Raw genomic sequence first — 21,957 nt, forward strand, 5'->3', positions numbered from 1 at the left:
CCCTTCCCGCCCGCCGCGGGGAGGGGCGCACGGCCAGTTCCACACCCGATCCCTTCGCGCGTACGGAACCCGGAGCCCCCACATGACTCTCTCCTTCCCCAGACCCACGACGGTGGCAGCAGCGGCCTCCTTCGCACTCGCCGCCCTCCTCGCTCCCACCGTCCCTGCATCCGCGGCCCCGTCCACCGCCCCGTCGTCCGCCGCCGTCCTCGCGGCCCCGGACATCCCGGTCGCCAACGTCAAGGCGCACCTCGCCCAGCTCCAGTCCATCGCCACCGCCAACGGCGGCAACCGCGCCCACGGCAGGGCCGGCTACAAGGCCTCCATCGACTACGTGAAGGCCAAGCTGGACGCCGCCGGATTCACCACCACGCTCCAGACGTTCACCTCCAGCGGGTCCACCGGGTACAACCTGATCGCCGACTGGCCCGGCGGCGACGCGAGCCAGGTCCTGATGACCGGCGCGCACCTCGACTCCGTCACGGCCGGTCCGGGGATCAACGACAACGGCTCCGGGTCGGCCGCGACCCTGGAGACCGCCCTCGCCGTCTCCCGGGCCGGCTACCAGCCGTCGAAACACCTGCGCTTCGCCTGGTGGGGAGCGGAGGAGCTCGGCATGGTCGGATCGACGTACTACGTCAACCGCCTCGCTACGGCCGACCGCGCGAAGATCACCGGATATCTGAACTTCGACATGATCGGCTCGCCCAACCCCGGCTACTTCGTGTACGACGACGACCCGACGATCGAGCAGACGTTCAAGGACTACTACGCCGGCATCTCGGTACCGACCGAGATCGAGACGGAGGGCGACGGCCGCTCCGACCACGCGCCGTTCAAGAACGCCGGCATACCCGTCGGCGGTCTCTTCTCCGGCGCCGACTACATCAAGACCGCAGCCCAGGCCCAGAAGTGGGGCGGCACCTCCGGCCTGGCCTTCGACCGGTGCTACCACGCGTCCTGCGACACCTCGGCCAACATCAACGACACGGCGCTCGACCGGAACAGCGACGCGATCGCCTACGCCGTCTGGGGCCTGTCCGCCGCGACCACTCCGCCGCCCTCCGGCACGGTCTTCGAGAACACCGCGGACGTGGCCGTACCTGACAACGGGGCGGCCGTGACGTCGCCCGTCTCCGTCACCGGCCGCACCGGCAACGCGCCCGCCACACTCAAGGTGAGCGTCGACATCAAGCACACCTACCGCGGTGACCTGGTCGTCGACCTGCTCGCCCCCGACGGCTCCGCGTACCGGCTCAAGAGCTCCAGCTCCAGCGACTCCGCGGACAACGTGATCGCCACCTACACGGTCAACGCGTCGAGCGAGACCGCCAACGGGACGTGGAAGCTGCGGGTCCAGGACGTGGCAGCGCAGGACACCGGCTACATCGACAGCTGGAAACTGACCTTCTGACGTGAACGCGCGGCACACGGTGATCGCACCGTGTGCCGCGCGTCCGTTTCTCGCGGGATCAACCGCCGTACGTCCTCCCGCTGACGCTCCCGCGAAGAGGCGCGGCCACACCCTGAGCGATGATCTCGGTCATCCCAGGAAGCTCAACCGGACCTGACGGTCGGGATTCGAGATGTTGGTGTCCACCAGGCACACCGACTGCCACGTCCCCAGTTCCAGTTCTCCGCCGATCACCGGCAGCGTCGCGTGCGGCGGCACGATCGCCGGGAGGACGTGGTCGCGGCCGTGGCCGGGGCTGCCGTGGCGGTGCTGCCAGCGGTCGTCGGAGGGGAGCAGGGTGTGCAGGGCCGCGAGGAGGTCGTTGTCGCTGCCCGCACCCGTCTCGATGACGGCGATGCCCGCGGTGGCGTGCGGAACGAAGATGTTCAGCAGGCCGTCGCGGCCGCCGGCGACGTCCCGCAGGAAGGACGCGCAGTCGCGGGTGAGGTCGACGATCCGCTCGGCGGATCCGGTGGTGACGTCGAGGACCTGGGTCGTAAAGGCATCGGGCATACGTGCCATTGTCGCCCACCGGGGCCGTCGAGCGACGGAACGCCGTCGCCCGGATCCCGGCACCTGGGACCGGAGTCCACACAGCGAGACAGCATTGACGGTACGTCGACATGTGGCTACGTTCTGGCGCATGTTGCGTTCAGCCCTGCTCACCACGCGCGGTCACATCGACCTGCTGCGGGTGGCCTCCGCCGCGTGTCGCCGCGGCTGCTGACGCCCTTCTTCTCACCTTAGGTCTCTCCTTTCCGCTCGTTCCGCTTCGGTGCACGCATGCGCCGACGCGTCGCTGAAGCGCGCCCCGCGCCGCTGCGGCCACTGCCGGAGCGCCCCCTCCCCTGCCCTGGAGTGCCATGAGCATCAGTCATGCCCCGCCCCAGAATCCACCCAGCGACATATCCGGCACGTCCGGCGACGTGGAACCGGCTCCGTCCACCGATGCCGCGCCCGCGCTGGAACTGGTGCCGATCGTTCCGTCCTCCGCCCGCCGCACCCGTGTGCCGCGGTGGCTGCGTCGCACCTCCGGCCCTCTTCTTCTGCTCGCCCTGTGGCAACTCCTCAGCTCTACAGGGGTGTTGACGTCCGAGGTGCTGGCCGCGCCCGGCACCATCGCCGGTGTCGCCCGTGATCTGTTCGCCGACGGTTCGCTGCCCACCGCCATGGGCGTCTCGCTGCAACGCGTCGCCCTCGGGCTGCTGTTCGGCGTCGTCGTCGGGGTCGGGCTCGCTCTGGTCTCGGGACTGTTCCGGATCGGCGAGGACCTGGTCGACGCGAGCGTGCAGATGCTGCGGACCGTGCCCTTCGTGGGGCTCATCCCGCTGTTCATCATCTGGTTCGGGATCGGCGAGGCCCCGAAGATCGCCATCATCACGCTGGGCGTGTCGTTCCCGCTGTACCTCAACGTCTACGCGGGAATTCGCGGCGTCGACTCCCAACTCGTCGAAGCGGGCGAGTCCTTGGGGCTGAGCCGCTGGGGACTCGTGCGCCACGTCGTGCTGCCGGGCGCGCTGCCCGGCGCCATGACCGGGCTGCGCTACTCGCTCGGCATCTCCTGGCTCGCGCTCGTCTTCGCCGAGCAGATCAACGCCGACGCCGGCATCGGCTTCCTGATGGTGCAGGCACGGGACTTCCTGCGGACCGACGTCATCGTCGTCTGCCTGATCGTCTACGCGTTCCTCGGCCTGCTCGCCGATTTCGTCGTCCGAACCCTCGAAAGGCTGCTGCTGCAATGGCGACCGACGTTCACCGGCCGGTGACCCCGCCCACCGCCGCCACCACCCGCTCCGCCGTGCGGGTCGCAGGGCTCACCCGCGCCTTCGACGGGCGGGCCGTCATCGACAACCTCGATCTCGACGTCCAGGAGGGCGAGTTCGTCGTTCTGCTCGGGCGGAGCGGATGCGGCAAGTCGACCCTGCTGCGGATTCTGGCCGGTCTCGACCGGGACATCGACGGCACCGTCCTGGTGCCGCGCCGCAAGGCCGTGGCCTTCCAGGCTCCCCGTCTGATGCCGTGGAAGCGGGTGTGGCGCAACGTCCTGCTCGGCCTGCCGGGCTCCCCGGGCCGGGACGTCGCCGAAAAGGCGCTGGAGGAGGTCGGTCTCGCGCACCGGACGAACGCCTGGCCGAAGACCCTCTCCGGCGGCGAGGCCCAGCGCGCCTCACTCGCCCGCGCCCTCGTGCGCGAGCCCGAACTGCTGCTCCTGGACGAGCCGTTCGGGGCGCTGGACGCGCTCACCCGGATCACGGCGCAGCGCCTGGTCGGCGAGTTGTGGCAGCGGCGGGGCTGCGCCGTCCTGCTGGTCACCCACGATGTCGAGGAGGCGGTGCTCCTCGCCGACCGGGTGCTCGTGATGGACGACGGCGTCATCGCGTACGAGACCCGCATCGATCTGGACCGGCCGCGCGACATCGGCGACCCCCGCTTCGCCGAACTGCGGGCGGAGCTGCTCCGGCGACTCGGTGTCGAGGACGGCACCCACGACAGCGACACCCGCAACAGCGACATCGTCGGCGGCGACATCCACGACGGCGGTTCCGGCGACGAGCACCGTAGGCCGAACGCCCCCTCCACGCCGGTCGCGAAGCAACCCGCGACCTGATCCCACCTCCTCTCCCTTCCTCCCCGACCTCACCTCCCCGAACGGACTTCAACGATGCGACGCCTCCTTCCCCTCCCCGCCCTGCTCACCCCGCTCGCCCTGCTCCTCGCCGCCTGCTCCGGCTCCTCGTCCGCCACCACGTCCACCGCGGGCGCGGGCGGTGGCGGCACGGACGGCAAGGGCTCGCTCACGCTCAACGTCGGTGACCAGAAGGGCGGTTCGGAGGCGGTTCTGCGCGCCGCAGGCGAGCTCGACGACCTCGACTACAAGATCCGCTGGTCCACCTTCACCTCCGGCCCACCGTTGCTCGAAGCCGTCAACGCCAAGGCCGTGGACATCGGCGGAGTCGGCAACACCCCGCCCGTCTTCGCGGCCGGCGCCGATTCGAAGATCAAGGTGGTGTCGGCCAGTCACGGCACCGCGAAGGGCGACACCATCCTCGTACCGAAGGACTCGGCGCTTCGTTCGCCGTCCGAGCTGAAGGGGAAATCGATCGCGGTGGCGCAGGGGTCGTCCGCGCACTACCAGCTGGTCGCCTCCCTGAAGAAGGCCGGTCTCGGGTTCGGGGACGTGAAGGTCAAGTACCTCCAGCCGGCGGACGCGCTGGCCGCGTTCACCGGCGGCAAGGTCGACGCGTGGGCGGTCTGGGACCCGTACACCTCGCAGGTGCTGCGTGCGAAGCAGGGCCGGGTGCTCACGGACGGCGACGGGGTCACCAACGGACTGGCCTTCCAGGTGGCCTCGCCGACCGCCCTCGCCGACAAGAAGAAGTCCGCGGCCATCAAGGACTACCTGGGGCGGCTGCGGCGCGCCCAGGACTGGGTCTACAAGCACCCCGAGGAGTGGGCGAAGGTCTGGGCGAAGGACACCGGGCTGCCGTACGACGTCGCGCTCGACGCGGTGAAGCGGACGAACGGTACCCGCGTCACCGTCGCCATCGACCAGGACGTCATCGCCTCGGAGCAGCAAATAGCGGACGCCTTCACGAAGTTGAAGCTGATTCCGCGCAAGGTCGACTTCGCGGACTTCGTCGACACGCGGTTCAACGGTGATCTGCCCGCCTCCAGCACCGCGCCGCGCACCTACGCCAAGGAGTCCTGACCATGACCGTTTCCCTGCACTGGTTCCTGCCGACCGGTGGCGACGGACGGAGCCTGGTCGACCGGCACGCGTTCAGCGGTGGGGCGCTCGGCGACACGCCGTCCGGCGCGGTCACCGGGGTACGGCCGCCCAGCCTCGACTATCTGATCCAAATCGCCAAGGCAGCGGAGCAGTTGGGCTTCGAGGCGGTCCTCACACCGACCGGAACCTGGTGCGAGGACGCCTGGCTGACGACCGTGGCGCTCGCCCAGCACACACGCCGGCTCAAGTTCCTCGTCGCGTTCCGGCCCGGCGTGATCTCCCCGGTGCTCGCCGCGCAGATGGCATCGACGTACCAACGCCTCACCCAGGGGCGGCTGTTGCTCAATGTCGTCACCGGTGGCGACTCGGCCGAGCAGCGTCGCTACGGCGATCACCTCGACCACGACCACCGCTATGCCCGCACCGACGAGTTCCTCTCCGTCGTGCGCGGCGTGTGGGGCGGGAAGGCCCAGTCCCCGTACGACTTTGCGGGCGAGCACTACCGGATCGACGCCGGCTACTCGGCCCTGCCGCCCGAGCCCGTGCCGCAGATCTTCTTCGGTGGTTCGTCGGCCGCGGCCGGGCCGGTCGCGGCGCGCCACACGGACGTCTACCTGACGTGGGGCGAGCCGCCGGAGCAGGTGAAGGAGAAGGTCGACTGGATCCGGTCGCTCGCCGAGCGGGAGGGGCGGACCGTGCGGTTCGGGATCCGGCTGCACACGATCACCCGCGACTCGGCGCGCGACGCGTGGACCACCGCCGACCGGCTGCTCGACGACCTCTCCCCCGAGACGGTCGCGGCGGCGCAGACCGCGCTCGGGCGCAGCGAGTCGGTGGGGCAGCAGCGCATGCTCGCGCTGCACGGCGGCAAGCGGGAGGGCCTGGAGATCTCGCCCAATCTGTGGGCCGGGGTCGGTCTCGTGCGCGGCGGCGCGGGGACGGCGCTCGTCGGCAGCCACGCCGAGGTCGCCGACCGGATCGAGGAGTACCACGCGCTCGGCATCGAGCACTTCGTGCTCTCCGGCTATCCGCATCTGGAGGAGGCGTACTGGTTCGGGGAGGGCGTCATCCCCGAGCTGGTGGCCCGTGGGCTCGTGGCCCCGGTGGCTGCCGGTGGTGGATCACCGCTGCTGGTGGCCGGCGGGCGCTGAGCCGGGCAGCGCTGCCGGCCGGGGCCCGGGAAGATCCCGGGCCCCGGCCGAGTTGGTAGAAATGTGAACGAGATCGGAGTACGAGAGGCGCCCGCCGGCACCGAGGCTGCGCGACAGGTCGACGTCGTGGTCATCGGCGCGGGGCAGGCGGGTCTGTCCGCCGCCTTCCATCTGCGGCGGGTCGGCTTCGAGCCGGAGCGGGACTTCGTGGTCCTCGATCACGCGCCCCGGCCGGGCGGTGCCTGGCAGTTCCGCTGGCCCTCGCTCACGTACGGCAAGGTGCACGGGATGCATTCGCTGCCGGGCATGGAGCTGACCGGCGCCGATCCGGCGCGGCCGTCGTCGGAGGTCATCGCCGACTACTTCGACACGTACGAGAAGACCTTCGGGCTGCGGGTGCGGAGGCCCGTCGACGTGCGGCAGGTGCGCGAGGGGACCGGTGGACGGCTGCTCGTCGAGACCTCGGACGGGGTGTGGTCGACGCGCGCGCTGATCAACGCGACGGGAACCTGGGACCGACCGTTCTGGCCGCGCTACCCGGGACAGCAGACGTTCCTGGGGCGGCAGGTGCACACCGCGCAGTATCCGGGGCCCGAGGCCTTCGCGGGACAGCGGGTGGTCGTGGTCGGCGGGGGTGCGTCCGGCACCCAGCATCTGATGGAGATCGCCCCGTTCGCGGCGTCGACGACCTGGGTGACGCGGCGGCCGCCCGTCTTCCGTGAGGGCCCCTTCGACGAGGAGCGGGGCCGCGCCGCGGTCGCCCTGGTCGAGGAGCGGGTGCGGCAGGGACTCACGCCCCTGAGCGTGGTGTCGGTGACCGGGCTGCCGGTGAACGACGCGATCCGCGAGGCCCGGGCGAGCGGCGTCCTGGACCGGCTGCCGATGTTCGACCGGATCACACCGGCGGGTGTGGCCTGGGACGACGGACGCGAGGTCGCGGCCGATGTGATCCTCTGGGGCACCGGGTTCCGCGCGGCGATCGACCATCTGGCTCCGCTGAAACTGCGCGAGCCCGGCGGCGGCATCCGGATGGCGGGGACGCGCGCGGCGCTCGATCCGCGCGTGCATCTGGTGGGGTACGGGCCGTCGGCGAGCACGATCGGCGCGAACCGTGCGGGGCGCGCCGCGGTACGAGAGATCCAGCGGCTGCTCGACCGGGAGAGCCCGAGGAACGGGGAAGACCCCGAGGACCGGGAAGGGCGGAAAGGACGGGAAGGGCACGAAGGGTGGGAGGCCCGGGAGTCGGCGGTCGTGGCCTGAGCCGCCTCGAGGGCGCGGCAAGTCCAGCCGCGCCCGCCGTACCGGCCGCGGGCCCGCGGCCTCAGCCGTTCTTCTTCTCCGCCGCCTTGTTCTTGTTGAACTCCGCGACGTTCTTCTGCTGCTCCGCGAAGTCCGCCGTGAAGCGGGTGTCGCCCGGCTTGACCGTGACGAAGTACAGCCAGTCGCCCTGGGGCGGGGCGGCGGCCGCCTTCAGCGCCTGCTCGCCGGGGTTGCCGATCGGTGACGGCGGCAGGCCCATGCGTGCGTAGGTGTTGTACGGGCTGTCGCTCTTGGTGTCCTTCTCGGTGGTCGTCAGCGTGGAACGGCCGAGACCGTAGTTGAGCGTGGAGTCCATCTGCAGCGGCATGCCGTGGTTCAGCCGGTTGTAGATGACGCGGGCGACCTTGCCCATGTCCTCCTTGTTGTCGGCTTCGGCCTCGACGATGCTCGCGATGGTGACGGTCTGGTACTGGCTCACCGTGTTCGGCTGGGCCCCCGCCGTGGAGTTCGGCCCCTGGAACTTCTTGTTGGCCGTGTTGACCATGTACGCGAGCAGGGACTGCGGTGTCGACTTGTCGCCCAGGGGATACGTCGCCGGGAAGAGGTACCCCTCGGGGTTGCCCGACGCGTCGCTCGGCAGCTTGAGGCCCGACTTGGGCACGGCCTTCTTGGTGGTGCCGGCCGGTACACCGAGCGCCTTGTCGACGGCGTCGTAGACCTGGCTCGAACGCCAGCCCTCGGGAATGGTCAGCGCCTGGGGGCTGCCCTGGTCGCCGCCGGACATGGTCAGCGGTACCACCACCGCGGTGGCCGCCGCGACGGCCCCGGTCGCCAGCAGGACGACGCGCCCTCTGCGCGTGAGTCGGATCGTGCTCCGTCGCGGAGTCTCGTTCAGCATGCGGGAACGGTAACCCGCACATCAGGGCATTTACGGCATATCTTCACTCCGGAACCCGCACCGCCCCCGGGTGGGCCAGTGCCCGCGACGGGGCTCCGGTGTTGCTGCGGCTTCACGCCGCCGTCTTCTCCAGCTGAGCGTCGCGCCGCACCAGGGCCGCGTACCGGCCGTCGTGGTCCAGCAGCTCGTCGTGGGTGCCGCGCTCGGCTATGCGGCCGGAGTCCAGGACCACGATCTGGTCGGCGCCGCGGACCGTGGACAGGCGGTGCGCGATGGTGAGCGTGGTGCGGTCGGCCGAGAGGGCGTCGATGGCCTCCTGCACGGCGTGCTCGGTGCGGGTGTCGAGGGCGCTGGTCGCCTCGTCCAGGATGAGGATCGGCGGGTCGCGCAGGATGGTGCGGGCGATGGCCAGCCGCTGCTTCTCGCCGCCCGAGAAGCGGTGCCCGCGCTCACCGACCACGGTGTCGTAGCCGTCGGGCAGCGAGGCTATGTGGTCGTGGATCTGAGCGGCGCGCGCGGCGGCGTGCAGCTCCGCGTCGGTGGCGTCGGGCTTGGCGAACCGCAGGTTCTCCGCGACCGAGGCGTGGAACAGGTAGGTCTCCTGGGAGACGACGCCGATGGCCCGCGCGAGGGTGTCGAAGTCCAGGTCGCGCACATCGACGCCGTCGACCGTGACCCGGCCGCCCGTGACGTCGTACAGCCGGGGCACCAGATAGCTGAGCGTGGACTTGCCGGAGCCGGTGGGACCGACGACGGCGAGGCTGCCGCCCGCGGGAACGGTGAGGTCGATGCCGTCGAGGACGGGGCCGTGCCGGTCGTCCGCGACGTCGTAGCGGAACTCGACGTCCTCGAAACGGACCTCTCCCTTGACGGTGTCGAGGTGGACCGCGTCCGCCCGCTCCGTGATGTCGACGGGCAGGTCGAGGTATTCGAAGATGCGCTGGAACAGGGCGAGCGAGGTCTGGATCTGGACGCCGGTCTGCAGCAGGCTCACGGTCGGCCGGAACAGGCCCTGCTGGAGCGAGACGAACGCGACGAGCGTGCCGATGGAGACCGTGGGGCCACCGAGCTGGAGGGCTATGCCGGCCGTCCAGTAGATGACCGCGGGCAGGGCAGCCATGACGATGGAGATGATCGCCATGCGCCAGCGGCCCGCCATGTTCGACCGGACTTCGAGGTCCACCAGGCCGTCCGACTCGTCGGCGAAGGACTGGGTGAGGGAGTCTGCTCGCCCCATGGTGCGGCCGAGCAGGATGCCGCTGACGGACAGCGACTCGGTGACCGTGGCGGCCATCGCGGCCATCTGCTTCTGGCGCTGGGTGGCGATCTTCTTGCGCTCGCGGCCGACCCTCCGGCTGATCCACACGAAGACCGGCAGAAGAAGAAGGGACACGACCGTGAGGCGCCAGTCGAGGGCGACCATCGCGATGATCGTGGCGACGACACTTGTCAGGTTCGAGACCAGAGAGGTCGCCGTGGAGGTCACGGTCGCCTGCATGCCGCCGATGTCATTGGCGATGCGGGACTGGACCTCGCCGGTGCGGGTCCTGGTGAAGAAGGCGAGGGACATGCTCTGCAACCGGCCGTAGACGGCCGTGCGCAGGTCGTGCATCACGCGCTGGCCGACGGTGGTGCTGATGAGCGTCTGCAGCACGCCGAACGCGCTGGTGACGACGGCACTGACGATCATGCCGAGGGCCAGCAGGCTGAGCAGCCCGGTGCGGCCCTGCGGGATGGCGACGTCGAGGATCTCCTTGAGCAGGAACGGCGTCGCGACGGTGACCAGGGAGGAGGCACCGACCAGCAGCCCGACGAGGGCGAGGCGGCCGCGATAGGGGCGGAAGAGGGACAGGATGCGTCGGATCTGTCGCGGCTGGCCCGAGCTCTCGGCATCGGGGGGCGGCGTCCAGGTGATGTCGTCGCGGGGCATGGGCCTCCTAGATTCTGCGATGATGAGCGACTCGAGGAGCATAGCTCATTGTTACCTATACTCACAATGCACAAAGTCCTGGTAATGTTCCCGGCATGAACACCCCGGACGCCGACGGGTTCCTCGCCGAACAGCTGCTGCGGCTGACCCGCCGCCTGCACCGCATCCAGAAGCGCCAGCTGGAGCCGGTCGGGATCACTCCCGCCCAGTCGCGCCTGCTGCGCGCCCTCGTCCATTACGACACGCCGCCCCGGATGGCCGATCTGGCCGACCGCCTGGAGGTGGTGCCGCGCGCCGTGACCACGGTGGTGGACGGCCTGGAGGCGGGCGAGCTGGTCCGCCGCGTGCCGGACCCCACCAATCGGCGGGTCATCCGGATCGAGCTCACGGAGCGGGGCCGGGCCGCCCTGCGGGAGCTGCGCAGCGCGCGCCGAGCGGCGGCAGAGGAGATCCTGGCCCCATTGGACACGGAGCAGCGCGCCCAGCTGACGGTCTTGCTGAACGCCCTGTTCGAAGCCCCGCGCGAGCGGGACTGCTGACACCGCGGACCGCCGACCGTCCGCCGAGCAAGGAGAGGCCATGCCGCTGCTGGAGCCGAAGCCGGAAGCCCTGCGTCCGGGGTCCCGACCGATCGACCCGGCGCCCGACCGGGTCGCGGACGGCCAGGCGGGCGGCACGCCGGAGCCGCTGCGCACGGACCTCACCGAGCTGCTCGGTGCGGACAAGGTGCTGACGAAGGTCTCGGACCTGGTGCGCTACGCCTCGGACGCGAGCCCGTACCGCTTCGTGCCGCAGGTCGTGGTGGTCGCCGAGGACATCGACGACGTCTCGGCGGTGCTGTCGTACGCACACGGCAAGGACCGCGAGGTCGTCTTCCGCGCGGCGGGCACGTCGTTGAACGGGCAGGCACAGGGCGAGGACATCCTCGTCGACGTGCGGCGGTTCTGGGCGGGCGTCGAGGTGCTCGGCGCCGGTGAGCGGGCCCGTATCGGCCCGGGCACCACGATCGTGCGCGCCAATGCCACGCTCGCGCGTCACGGGCGGGTCCTGGGCCCCGACCCGGCGAGCGCGATCGCCTGCACCGTCGGCGGCGTGGTCGCGAACAACGCCTCGGGCATGACGGCGGGCACGACGCGCAATTCGTACAGGACGCTCGCCTCGCTGACTTTCGTCCTGCCGTCGGGCACGGTCGTCGACACCGCGGACCCGCAGGCGGACGCGGATCTCGCGCAGGCCGAGCCGGCGCTCTGCGAGGGCCTGCTGGCGATCAAGCGCGAGATCGAGGCGGACACCGAGCTGACCCGGCGGATCCGCGCCAAGTACGAGATCAAGAACACGAACGGCTACCGGCTCGACGCGTTCCTGGACGGTTCGACTCCGGTCGAGATCCTGCGCGGCCTGATGGTGGGCTCGGAGGGCACGTTCGGTTTCATCTCCGAAGTCGTCTTCGACACGCTTCCGCTGGACCGCAGGGTGTCGACGGCGCTGCTGTTCTTCCCTTCTCTTCCGGCGGCTGCCACGGCGGTGCCGGTCTTCAACGAGGCGGGGGCGCTGGCCGTCGAGCTGATGGACGGCAACACACTGCGCGCCTCGGTGAGCGTGCAGGGCGTGCCGCAGGACTGGGCCCGGCTGCCGAAGGAGACGACGGCGCTGCTCGTGGAGTTCCGCGCGCCGGACGAGGAGCAGCAGGCGGCGTACGAGGAGAAGGCCGCGCGGGTGCTCGACGGGCTGGATCTGGTCGCGCCCGTCGCCTCGGTGACCAATGAGTTCACGCGGGACGCGAAGACGATCTCGGGCTTCTGGAAGGCGCGCAAGGCGTTCGTGACGGCGGTCGGCGGTTCGCGTCCCTCCGGTACGACGCTGATCACGGAGGACTTCGCCGTGCCGCCCGGGCGCCTGGCGGAGGCCTGCGAGGCGCTGCTCGAACTCCAGACGCGGCACGGCTTCGACGCCGCCGTGGCGGGTCATGCCGCGCACGGGAACCTGCACTTCCTGCTGGCGTTCGACGCGGGGAAGCCGGCGGACGTGGACCGGTACGCGGCCTTCATGGACGACTTCTGCACGCTCACCGTGGAGAGGTTCGACGGATCCCTGAAGGCCGAGCACGCCACGGGCCGCAACATCGCACCCTTCCTGGAGCTCGAATGGGGCCCCAGGGCGACGGAGTTGATGTGGCGCACCAAGCAGGTCATCGATCCGGACGGGGTGCTGGCGCCGCGTATCGTCCTCGACCGCGATCCGAAGGCGCATCTGCGCGGCCTGAAGACGATCCCGAAGGTCGAGCTGATCGCGGATCCGTGCATCGAGTGCGGCTTCTGCGAATCCACCTGCCCCAGCGAGGACCTGACCACGACACCGCGGCAGCGGATCGTGCTGCGCCGCGAGATGATGCGGCAGCCGTCGGGTTCGCCGGTCGAGGACGAGCTGATCGAGGCCTACGGATACGACGCGGTCGACACCTGCGCGGGGGACTCCACCTGCAAACTGGCCTGTCCCGTCGGCATCGACACGGGCGCCTACATGAAGGGCTTCCGGCACGCTCGGCACTCGCCGCGCGAGGAGAAGGTGGCCGCGCTCACCGCGAAGAACTTCAAGGCGGTCGAGGCGTCGGCCCGGCTGGCCGTGGGAGCCGCGGGAAAGATCAGCGACCGGCTGCTGAGGGGCGTCACCACCGCCGCCCGCAAGGCGATCCGCCCCGACCTCGTCCCCGAGTGGCTGCCGGAGATCCCCGCCGCGGCGGCCCGCACGATGCCGCGCACCGCACGCGCGGGCGCCACGGCCGTGTACTACCCGGCCTGTGTGAACCGCATCTTCGGCACTCCCGGCGACGTGTCCCTCCCCCAGGCCGTCGTCGCGGTCTCCGCACGCGCGGGCAAGCCGGTCTGGATCCCCGACGACGTGGCCGGGACGTGCTGTGCCACGATCTGGCACTCCAAGGGCTACGACGAGGGCAACACGATCATGGCGAACCGGATCGTCGAGGCGGCCTGGGGCTGGACCGCGGGCGGCCGTCTCCCCTTGGTCGTGGACGCGTCCTCGTGCACGCTCGGCATCGCGCACGAGGTGGTGCCGTATCTCACCGACGACAACCGCGCGTTGCACGCCGAGCTGACCATCGTCGACTCGCTGGTGTGGGCGGCCGAGGAACTGCTGCCGCACCTCACGGTCGAGCGGACGATCGGCTCGGCCGTGCTGCACCCCACCTGCTCGATGGAGCACCTCGGTGACGTGGACCAGTTGAGGGCGGTCGCCGAGGCCTGTGCCGATGAGGTCGTGATCCCGGACGACGCGGGCTGCTGCGCCTTCGCGGGCGACCGGGGCATGCTGCACAAGGAGTTGACCGAGTCGGCGACGGCGAAGGAGGCCGCGGAGGTCACGTCCCGCTCCTACGACGCGCATCTGTCGGCGAACCGGATGTGCGAGGTCGGCATGGATCACGCCACGGGCCGCACCTACTACTCGGTTCTCGTGGAGCTGGAGCGTGCGACACGGCCGGCGGGTGCCGGTCGCGCCGCCCACGGGAGTCCAAAGGCCCGGTAAAGAAAGTCCAACTCTCCGACCACGCAGGGCTCTTGCGCCCCACGTTCACCGCCTCCAGGGTGGCTTGCGTTTGCCACGCACCGCACCCACCACCCTGGAGGTCCGATGCACGACGACAGCCTGCCTCTCCACACCCAGGAGCCGGAGGGCCGTTCACGACGCGACGTCCTGCGCACGGCGGGGGTGACGGGAGCCGGACTCGGTCTCGGACTCGGCGCGCTGGGGTCGGGGACGGCACACGCCGTGCCGTCCGCGGACGAGCACCTGCCGCAGAGCGCGGCGCCCGCACGGCAGGGCGCGACGATGATCGGCGTACCGTTCGAAAGGCGCTCCACGGTGCGCGTCGGGATCATCGGCCTCGGCAACCGCGGTGGCAGCATGATCGACCTCTTCCTGGCGGTGCCGGGCGTTCGCGTGGTCGCGGTGTGCGACCCGGTGAAGGACAAGGCGGAGCGGGCAGCCGCCAAGGTGACGGCCGCGGGCCGGCCCGCCCCGGCGACGTACACCAAGGGCGATCACGACTTCGAGAATCTCTGCAAGCGCGGCGACGTGGACTTCGTGTACGCGGCGACGCCCTGGGACTGGCACTTCGAGATGGCGAAGACGGCGATGCTGAACGGCAAGCACGTCGGTGTCGAATGCCCCATCGCGCTCCAGCTCGATCAGCTGTGGGAGCTGGTGAACCTCTCCGAGCGCACGCGCCGGCACTGCATGCAGCTGGAGAACTGCTGTTACGGCCGCAACGAGATGCGTGTGCTGCGGATGGCACACGGGGGCAAGTTCGGGCAGCTCCTGCACGGCGCGGGGGCGTACAACCACGATCTGCGCGGCCTGATGTTCGACCCCGACTACTACGAGGGCCCGTGGCGCCGCCTGTGGCACACGCGGCTGCGCGGCGATCTCTACCCCAACCATGGCTTCGGTCCGGTCGCCAACTACATGGACGTCAACCGCGGCGACCGGGTCACGCACATCTCCAGCTTCGGTACGCCGTCCCTCGGCCTCGCCGAGTACCGGGCCGCGCACATGCCCGCCGACGACCCGAGCTGGAAGGAGTCCTACATCGAGTCGGACCGCACGATCAGCCTCGTCCAGACGGCGAAGGGCCGCGTGATCCGGCTCGAACACGATGTCAGCACCCCGCACCCCTACTCGCGGATCAATCAACTGGGCGGGACGAAGGGCGTGTTCGAGGACTATCCGGAACGCATCTACCTGGAGCCGGACCACAAGGACGACGCCTGGGGCGACTTCTCGACGTACGCCGACTGGGACCACTGGCTGTGGAAGGAGCACGCCGATCCGCCCGGCGGCCACGGCGGCATGGACTACATCATGATCTACCGCCTCATGCAGACGATGCGGCTCGGTCTCGTTCCGGACTTCGACGTGTACGACGCCGCGACCTGGACCGCGCCGGTACCGCTGAGCCATCTCTCCATCAAGGCGAAGGGCGCGCCGCAGCCGATCCCGGACTTCACGCGCGGCCGGTGGCGCGAGAGGCGCGGCGGCGTCGACTCTGAGAAGCCGCCCGAGGAGTAGGAGCGGCGGTTGTAGGAGCAGCGGCGGTGGAGCGGGAGTGACAGTGGACGTGTGACGGTGGAGAGGAGGCGTGCGGGGGGACACTCCGCCCACCGAACGTCTCCGGCCCCCTCGACCGGTTCCGGTACCGCCAGTACGCTCCCGGCGCACCGGTCGACGGCGGGGGGCGCGGGATGGTCGAGGGCGAACGGCGGGGCACGGGCGTGCTCGCCCCGGTGGCGTGGGCACCACTGCTCGGCGTCCTCGTGCTGTACGCGGCAGGGTTGAGCCTGCTGTCGGCGCGCTACGGCTATCACCGCGACGAGTTGTACTTTCGCGCCGCCGGTCGACACCTCGACTGGGGCTACGTCGATCAGCCACCGCTCACGCCGCTGCTCGCCCGCGCGTCCACCGCCGTCTTCGGCGACAGCCTCGTGGGACTGCGGGTGTGCGCGACGCTGTCCGCGGCGGCCACGGTGCTCGTGGTCGCGCTGATCGCACGGGAGTTGGGCGGCGGGCGCGGTGCCCAACTGCTCGCCGCGGCGCTCGCGGCGACCGCCGCGCAACTCCTCGCCGTCGGGCACATGGTGTCCACCGCCACCTTCGATCTGCTGGTGTGGGTGACGCTGAGCCTGCTGGTGCTGCGGCTGCTGCGCGGCGGCGACCGGCGCTGGTGGCTCGCGGCCGGTGCGGTGACGGGGCTCGGGGTGCAGAACAAGTATCTCGTGGTGGCGCTGGCCGCCGTCCTGCTCACGGCGCTCGTACGGGTGGGCCCGCGCGAGGTGCTGCGGACCCGCTGGCTGGTGTTCGGCGGTGCCCTGGCGCTGGCGCTCGCCGCGCCGAACGTGGTGTGGCAAGCGACGCACGACTGGCCGCAGTTCACGGTGGCGCGGGGCATCAGCGAGGACGACGGTGCGGAGAACCGTGTGCTGCTCGTACCGCAGCAGCTCGTCTATCTCTCCCCGCTGTTCGTGCCCGTCTGGATCGCCGGCTGGCGTCGGTTGTGGCGCGCGGGCGAGCTGCGGTGGGCGCGGGCGTTCGCGGTGGCGTATCCGCTGCTGTGCGTGGTGACCCTGGCCGCGGGCGGCAAGGGGTACTACACCGTGCCGCTGCTCGTCGTGCTGTTGGCCGCGGGGTGCGAGCCGGTGCTGCGGTGGGTTCGGGCCGGTCGCGCGCGGGTCCGGCGTGCTCTCGTCGGCGTGCTGCTGGTTCTGTCGGCCGTGGTCGACGCCGTGCTCGTGCTGCCGGTGCTGCCGCCCGACGAACTCGCCGTCCCGATGGCGGCCGACCCGGAGCAGGGGGAGCAGCTCGGCTGGCCGGAACTCGCCGACGCGGCGCGCGAGGGCTGGGCCGTCGTCCCCGCCGCGGACCGGTCCCGGGCGGTGCTGTTCGCCGTCAACTACGGCGAGGCGGGCGCTCTGGACCGGTACGGCCCCGCACGCGGGCTGCCGCGCCCGTACTCGGGCCACATGAGCTACGCCGACTGGGGGCCGCCGCCGGATTCCGCGAACGGGCCCGTACTGCTCGTCCGTACGCGCGACGCCTCCGCCATCGAGCGGCATTTCGCCGGCTGTCGCACGGTGGCCGGCGTCGACAACGGCCACGACGTCGACAACGAGGAACAGGGTGGCTCCGTGGTCCTGTGCACCGGCCCGCATCCGAAGTGGTCCACGCTGTGGCCGTCCCTGCGGCGCGCCTACTGAGGGCGGGCCCGGTGTCAGGCCGCCCCGAGTTCGGCCTTGTCCCCCATCACCACCACCGGGTGCTGGGCGGGGTCGAGCGTCTTGAGCAGGTACTGCATGTTCGCCTTCGACTGGCTCACGCAGGCCGAGGTGCCGCTGCCGTGGTCCATGTGCAGCCAGATGCTGCCGCCCTTGGTCTGGCCCTGCGGACGCGTCGGGTCGTTCGGCGCGGTGCCCTTCACGCGGTTGTAGTCGATCGCGATGACGTAGTCGAAGTCGTGCCAGTGCGACTTCGCCCAGTAGTGCGGAGCCTGGATCGACGCGGTCTGCGTGTAGGGCAGCTTCGCCCCGGGATCGGCCAGGACGCCACCGGCGTCGCTGAGGGAGAACACGCCGACGGGGCTGCGCTTGTCGTCCTCCCGGTGGTTCGTCGTCCAGCCCTTCTTGCCGTTGTGCCCGGACCAGCTGCGGGCCTTCTTCCAGGTGTCGCCCGACTTGGTGTAGAGGACGATCGTGGAGTCCGCGGAGTTCTTCCCGTCCCCGTAGACCGCGACGACCTGCCGTGAGTTCGCGGGAATCTGCTTCTGGTAGCGGGCGCCGACGTCCGGGATCGTCTTCGTGGCGGCCGGTCGTGCCGCACCGGTGTGCGCATCGTCCTCCGCGTTGTGCGCGCCTGACGTGGCGCTTCCGCCGTCTCCGCCGCACGCCGCCACCGTCGTCAGCAACACCCCGCAGGCCGCCGCCGCGACACCCGCCCGAACCGCACCCGCAATACGCATGCGTTCCATGCTCGCACTTCGATCGGCGAACCCCCGCGCCGGGCCCGGGCGCCACGGCCGTACCCGGCCGAAACTTTGCCGCCCGCCCAAAAACCGTTTGCCTCCGGTCACTGAGGGGCGCGAACCTTTCACGGTTTGTTCCGTCCGCTTCCGCTCCTTCCGCCCGCTGCCCGTCTCCACCCCGCCTGATCTCCGCCTTCTTCCTCTCCGCCACCTCCGCGACCTCTTCCGCCCTCGCCGCCTCCGTCACCTCGCCGGCCTGTTCCTCCTCTTCATTCACCCTCCTCTTCTTATCGACATGTCGATACCTGGGACGTCATGCAGATCTCCGACCTTCCGTATTCCGATCCGGGCGTGGCCGACGCACGCTCCGGCCCCCGGTTCCTGTTCTGGCTCGGCCGGAACCAGATCGGTGGCCAGCTCAAGTCCCTCGCCTGGGGGCTGCTCCACTTCAGCGCCGTCGCCGGGCTCCCGTACGGCGTGGGCTACGCCGTCCAGGCCGTCGTCGACCGCTCCGGCACCCGGCTCGCCGCCGCGGGCGGGCTGATCGTGCTGCTCGGTGCCGCCATCGCGCTCGGCGACACCATGCTGCACCGCACCGCCGTCACCAACTGGATCACCTCGGCCGCCCGGGTGCAGCAACTGCTCGCCCGCAAGACCGCCGCGCTCGGCGCCGCGCTGACCCGGCGGGTCGCCGCCGGTGAGGTCGTCGCGGTGTCCACCGGTGACGTCGAGAAGATCGGCTGGTTCGTCGAGGCGCTGTCGCGCTTCGCCGCCGCCGCGCTCACCGTCGTCCTGGTCTGCGTGGCACTCGTGGTGTACCAGCCCGCGCTGGGGTCCGTCGTCGCGATCGGCATGCCGGTTCTCGCCCTCGCCGTCCTGCCGCTGCTGCCCCGCGCCACCCGGCGCGCGGACCATCAGCGGGAGAAGGCGGGCCGGGCCACCGAACTCGCCTCGGACACGGTCGCCGGACTGCGCGTGCTGCGCGGCATCGGCGGCGAGGAACTCTTCCTCGACCGCTACCGCCGCGCCTCTCAGGAGGTGCGCAAGGCGGCGGTGCGCAGCGCCCGTATGTGGTCGCTCATCTCCGCGATCCAGGTCCTCCTTCCCGGTCTGCTGCTCATCGTGGTCGTCTGGTACGGCGTCCACCTCGCGCGCGAGGGCCGGATCAGCGTGGGCGAACTGGTCACCGTGTACAGCGCCGTGATGATCCTCAATTACCCGCTGCGGCACTTCGAGGAGATCGCCATGGCGTACTCCTTCTCGCGGCCGTCGGCACAGCGCGCCGCCAGGGTGCTCTCGCTGCAGCGCGTCACCGAGCCCGCGGGCGGGCTTCTCGACGCGACCGCGCCGTCCGGTGATCTGTACGACCCGGCCACCGGCGTGCTCGCCCCGGCCGGGCTCCTCACCGCCGTGGTGTGCGGAGACCCGGACCTGGCGGGCCGGCTCGCCGACCGGCTCGGCGGACACCCGGCCTCGGTGGAGCCGGCCGATGGCCGGGACGCCGTGGACGACGCAGCAGCCGGTACCGACGAGCGCGGAGCCGAGGAGACCGGGGCGAAGGAGACCGGGCTGCCCTCCGTCCTGCTCGGCGGGGTGCCGCTGGACGAGCTGCCGCTGGGCGTCGCCCGCTCGGCCGTGCTCGTCCAGGACAAGGACCCGGTGCTGCTCTCCGGCACACTCGCCGAACTCTTCTCCGTGCCGTCCTCCGGATCGGTCCGGCCGGAAGAGGCGCTGGCCGCGGCACAGTGCACGGACGTCCTCGCCGCCCTGGCCCAGGCGTCCCTGGACGAGGACCCGATGAACGCCCGGATCACGGAGCGCGGACGCTCCCTCTCGGGCGGCCAGCGCCAGCGTCTGGCGCTGGCCCGGTCGCTGGTCACCGACCCGGAGGCACTGGTCCTCGACGAACCCACGTCGGCCGTGGACTCGCACACCGAGGCCCGGATCGCCCAGGGGCTGCGGACCCTGCGGCAGGGCCGCACGACGGTGGTCCTCACCTCGTCGCCGCTGCTCCTGGACCGCGCGGACCGTGTGGTGTTCGTCCAGGACGGCGCGGTTGTCGCGGTCGGCGAGCACCGTGAGCTGGTGCGTACCGAACCCCGGTACCGCGCGGTCGTCACCCGTGAGGCCGACGAGCAACCGGCGGCCGTGCGCACGGGCCCACGGTCGGCTTCCGAAACCGGCATCGAGATCGACATCGAGGAGACGGCATGATCGGCGTAGCGCCACCGGCCTACGACCCGGCGGCCCCGACGACCGCGAACACCCTGCCGATCGGCGCGCCGGCGACGGTGCGCGCCTACGTGCGCGAGCTGTACCAGCGCCATCGGCGCGCCTTTCTGCTGCTCATCGGCGTCAACACGGTCTCGGTCGTTGCGTCGATGGTCGGCCCCTATCTGCTGGGCGGCCTGATCGAGGACGTCACGGACGGCGCGGGCGCCCTGCGCGACCTGCACCTGGAACGCGTCATCGCCGTCTTCGCGCTCGCCCTGGTCGTGCAGGCCGTGTTCACCCGGCAGGTGCGGCTGCGCGGGGCGATGCTCGGCGAGCGGATGCTGGCGGACCTGCGCGAGGACTTCCTGGTGCGCTCGGTCGGGCTGCCGCCCGGCGTCCTGGAGCGGGCCGGCACGGGCGATCTGCTCTCCCGGATCACCACGGACATCGACCGCCTGGCGAACGCGATGCGGGAGGCCGTGCCGCAGCTGTCCATCGGTGTGGTGTGGGCGGCCCTGCTCATCGGCGGGCTCGCGGTCACCGCGCCGCCGCTCGCCCCGGCGATCCTGATCGCGGTGCCGGTCCTGGTGATCGGCTGTCGCTGGTACTTCAAGCGGGCGCCGTCCGCGTACCGCTCGGAGGCCGCGGGGTACGCCGCCGTCGCCGCGGCGCTCGCGGAGACCGTGGACGCCGGACGCACCGTCGAGGCGCACCGGCTCGGCGACCGCCGTGTGGAGCTGTCCGAGCGCCGGGTGAAGGAATGGACGGCGTGGGAGCGCTACACGCTCTACCTGCGCTCGGTCCTCTTCCCCGTGATCAACGCCGTGCACGTCCTGGTACTGCTGTCCGTCCTCCTGATCGGCGGCGTCTTCGTCCTCCAGGGCTGGATCGACGTCGGCCAGCTGACCACCGGTGCGCTGATCGCGCAGATGCTGGTGGACCCGGTCGGCCTGATCCTGCGCTGGTACGACGAGCTGCAGGTGGCCGGGGTGTCCCTGGCCCGGCTCGTCGGCGTAAGGGACATCGAGCCGGACGCGGGCGACGCCTCGGTACGTCCCGAGGGACGTGACGTGCACGCGGACGAGGTGCACTTCGGCTACCGCGAGGGCGTCGACGTGCTGCGCAAGGTGTCCCTCGAGGTTCGGCCGGGCACGCGGCTCGCCCTGGTCGGGCCGTCCGGTGCGGGCAAGTCGACGCTGGGCCGGCTGCTCGCCGGGATCTATGCGCCGCGTACCGGGCAGGTCACGCTCGGCGGCGCGGAGCTGTCCCGGATGCAGGCGGAGCGGGTCCGCTCGCACGTGGCGCTGGTCAACCAGGAGCACCACGTGTTCGTCGGTTCGCTCCGCGACAATCTGCGGCTGGCCCGTACCGACGCCGAGGACGCCGAGCTGTGGGCGGCGCTCGGCGCGGTCGACGCCGACGGGTGGGCGCAGGGTCTGGCCGAGGGCCTCGACACCGAGGTCGGGTCGGGCGGGACGGCGCTCACCCCCGCCCAGGCCCAGCAGATCGCCCTGGCCCGGCTGGTCCTCGCCGACCCGCACACCCTGGTCCTGGACGAGGCGACCTCGCTCCTCGATCCGCGCGCGGCCCGCCACCTGGAGCGCTCGCTCGCCCGGGTCCTGGACGGCCGCACGGTCGTGGCCATCGCGCACCGGCTGCACACCGCGCACGACGCGGACGTGATCGCCGTGGTCGAGGACGGCCGCATCCGTGAGCTGGGCAGTCATGACGAGCTGGTCGCGGCCGACGGGGCGTACGCCGCGCTGTGGCGGTCCTGGCACGGGTGACCGTGCCGG

Annotated in this window: 16 protein-coding genes; 12 read left to right on the forward strand and 4 right to left on the reverse strand. The window is 71.2% G+C overall.

Annotation, left to right across the window (positions count from 1 at the left end):
* The first annotated feature begins 82 nt into the window (after positions 1-82).
* Entirely contained in the window at positions 83-1,414 is a 1,332-nt protein-coding gene (locus ABT127_RS12785) for a M28 family metallopeptidase (RefSeq protein ID WP_351447963.1), read from the forward strand.
* A gap of 129 nt (positions 1,415-1,543) precedes the next feature.
* Here the strand turns inward: ABT127_RS12785 and ABT127_RS12790 are convergent, their stop codons facing one another.
* Positions 1,544-1,966, reverse strand: a complete 423-nt coding sequence (locus ABT127_RS12790; protein WP_351447964.1) for a YjbQ family protein — start codon at positions 1,964-1,966, stop codon at positions 1,544-1,546.
* A gap of 350 nt (positions 1,967-2,316) precedes the next feature.
* Here ABT127_RS12790 and ABT127_RS12795 point away from each other — a divergent pair, with 350 nt between their 5' ends.
* The 5 genes from ABT127_RS12795 (at position 2,317) to ABT127_RS12815 (ending at position 7,594) form a co-directional block, all read left to right on the forward strand.
* Positions 2,317-3,219 carry an ABC transporter permease gene (locus ABT127_RS12795; protein WP_351447966.1) on the forward strand — a complete coding sequence of 301 codons (903 nt, stop codon included), beginning with the start codon at positions 2,317-2,319 and terminating at the stop codon, positions 3,217-3,219.
* A complete protein-coding gene (locus ABT127_RS12800) occupies positions 3,192-4,061 on the forward strand; it encodes an ABC transporter ATP-binding protein (RefSeq protein ID WP_351447969.1) in 870 nt (289 codons plus the stop codon). The genes ABT127_RS12795 and ABT127_RS12800 overlap by 28 nt, the downstream gene beginning before the upstream one ends.
* Before the next feature lie 54 nt (positions 4,062-4,115).
* Positions 4,116-5,162: an ABC transporter substrate-binding protein gene (locus ABT127_RS12805; protein WP_351447971.1), complete on the forward strand. Its 1,047-nt coding sequence runs from the start codon at positions 4,116-4,118 to the stop codon at positions 5,160-5,162.
* 2 nt (positions 5,163-5,164) lie between these two features.
* Complete coding sequence (locus ABT127_RS12810; protein ID WP_351447974.1) at positions 5,165-6,334, forward strand: LLM class flavin-dependent oxidoreductase; 1,170 nt, start codon at positions 5,165-5,167, stop codon at positions 6,332-6,334.
* A 63-nt stretch (positions 6,335-6,397) separates the two neighbouring features.
* Complete coding sequence (locus ABT127_RS12815) at positions 6,398-7,594, forward strand: NAD(P)-binding domain-containing protein (RefSeq protein ID WP_351447977.1); 1,197 nt, start codon at positions 6,398-6,400, stop codon at positions 7,592-7,594.
* A 61-nt stretch (positions 7,595-7,655) separates the two neighbouring features.
* Here ABT127_RS12815 and mltG read toward each other — a convergent pair whose 3' ends face one another.
* Entirely contained in the window at positions 7,656-8,492 is an 837-nt protein-coding gene (gene mltG / locus ABT127_RS12820; protein ID WP_351447980.1) for an endolytic transglycosylase MltG, read from the reverse strand.
* A gap of 112 nt (positions 8,493-8,604) precedes the next feature.
* Positions 8,605-10,422, reverse strand: a complete 1,818-nt coding sequence (locus ABT127_RS12825) for an ABC transporter ATP-binding protein (protein WP_351447983.1) — start codon at positions 10,420-10,422, stop codon at positions 8,605-8,607.
* A gap of 95 nt (positions 10,423-10,517) precedes the next feature.
* On the opposite strand from ABT127_RS12825, the gene ABT127_RS12830 reads away from it, so the two are divergent.
* From ABT127_RS12830 to ABT127_RS12845, 4 genes are all read left to right on the forward strand, one after another.
* On the forward strand, positions 10,518-10,961 hold the full coding sequence (locus ABT127_RS12830; protein WP_351447985.1) for a MarR family winged helix-turn-helix transcriptional regulator: 444 nt from the start codon (positions 10,518-10,520) through the stop codon (positions 10,959-10,961).
* A gap of 40 nt (positions 10,962-11,001) precedes the next feature.
* A complete protein-coding gene (locus ABT127_RS12835; RefSeq protein ID WP_351447988.1) occupies positions 11,002-13,962 on the forward strand; it encodes an FAD-binding and (Fe-S)-binding domain-containing protein in 2,961 nt (986 codons plus the stop codon).
* 105 nt (positions 13,963-14,067) lie between these two features.
* A complete protein-coding gene (locus ABT127_RS12840) occupies positions 14,068-15,504 on the forward strand; it encodes a Gfo/Idh/MocA family protein (protein WP_351447991.1) in 1,437 nt (478 codons plus the stop codon).
* A gap of 173 nt (positions 15,505-15,677) precedes the next feature.
* A complete protein-coding gene (locus ABT127_RS12845) occupies positions 15,678-17,186 on the forward strand; it encodes an ArnT family glycosyltransferase (RefSeq protein WP_351447993.1) in 1,509 nt (502 codons plus the stop codon).
* Between the two features lie 14 nt (positions 17,187-17,200).
* Here ABT127_RS12845 and ABT127_RS12850 read toward each other — a convergent pair whose 3' ends face one another.
* Positions 17,201-17,944: a hypothetical protein gene (locus ABT127_RS12850; RefSeq protein WP_351447995.1), complete on the reverse strand. Its 744-nt coding sequence runs from the start codon at positions 17,942-17,944 to the stop codon at positions 17,201-17,203.
* 318 nt (positions 17,945-18,262) lie between these two features.
* Here ABT127_RS12850 and ABT127_RS12855 point away from each other — a divergent pair, with 318 nt between their 5' ends.
* Positions 18,263-20,161, forward strand: a complete 1,899-nt coding sequence (locus ABT127_RS12855; protein ID WP_351447997.1) for an ABC transporter transmembrane domain-containing protein — start codon at positions 18,263-18,265, stop codon at positions 20,159-20,161.
* On the forward strand, positions 20,158-21,948 hold the full coding sequence (locus tag ABT127_RS12860; protein ID WP_351447999.1) for an ABC transporter ATP-binding protein: 1,791 nt from the start codon (positions 20,158-20,160) through the stop codon (positions 21,946-21,948). Before ABT127_RS12855 ends, ABT127_RS12860 begins: the two co-directional genes overlap by 4 nt.
* Positions 21,949-21,957: the final 9 nt, after the last annotated feature.

This window comes from Streptomyces sp. NPDC001904 (genome assembly GCF_040297005.1).
Lineage (GTDB): Bacteria > Actinomycetota > Actinomycetes > Streptomycetales > Streptomycetaceae > Streptomyces.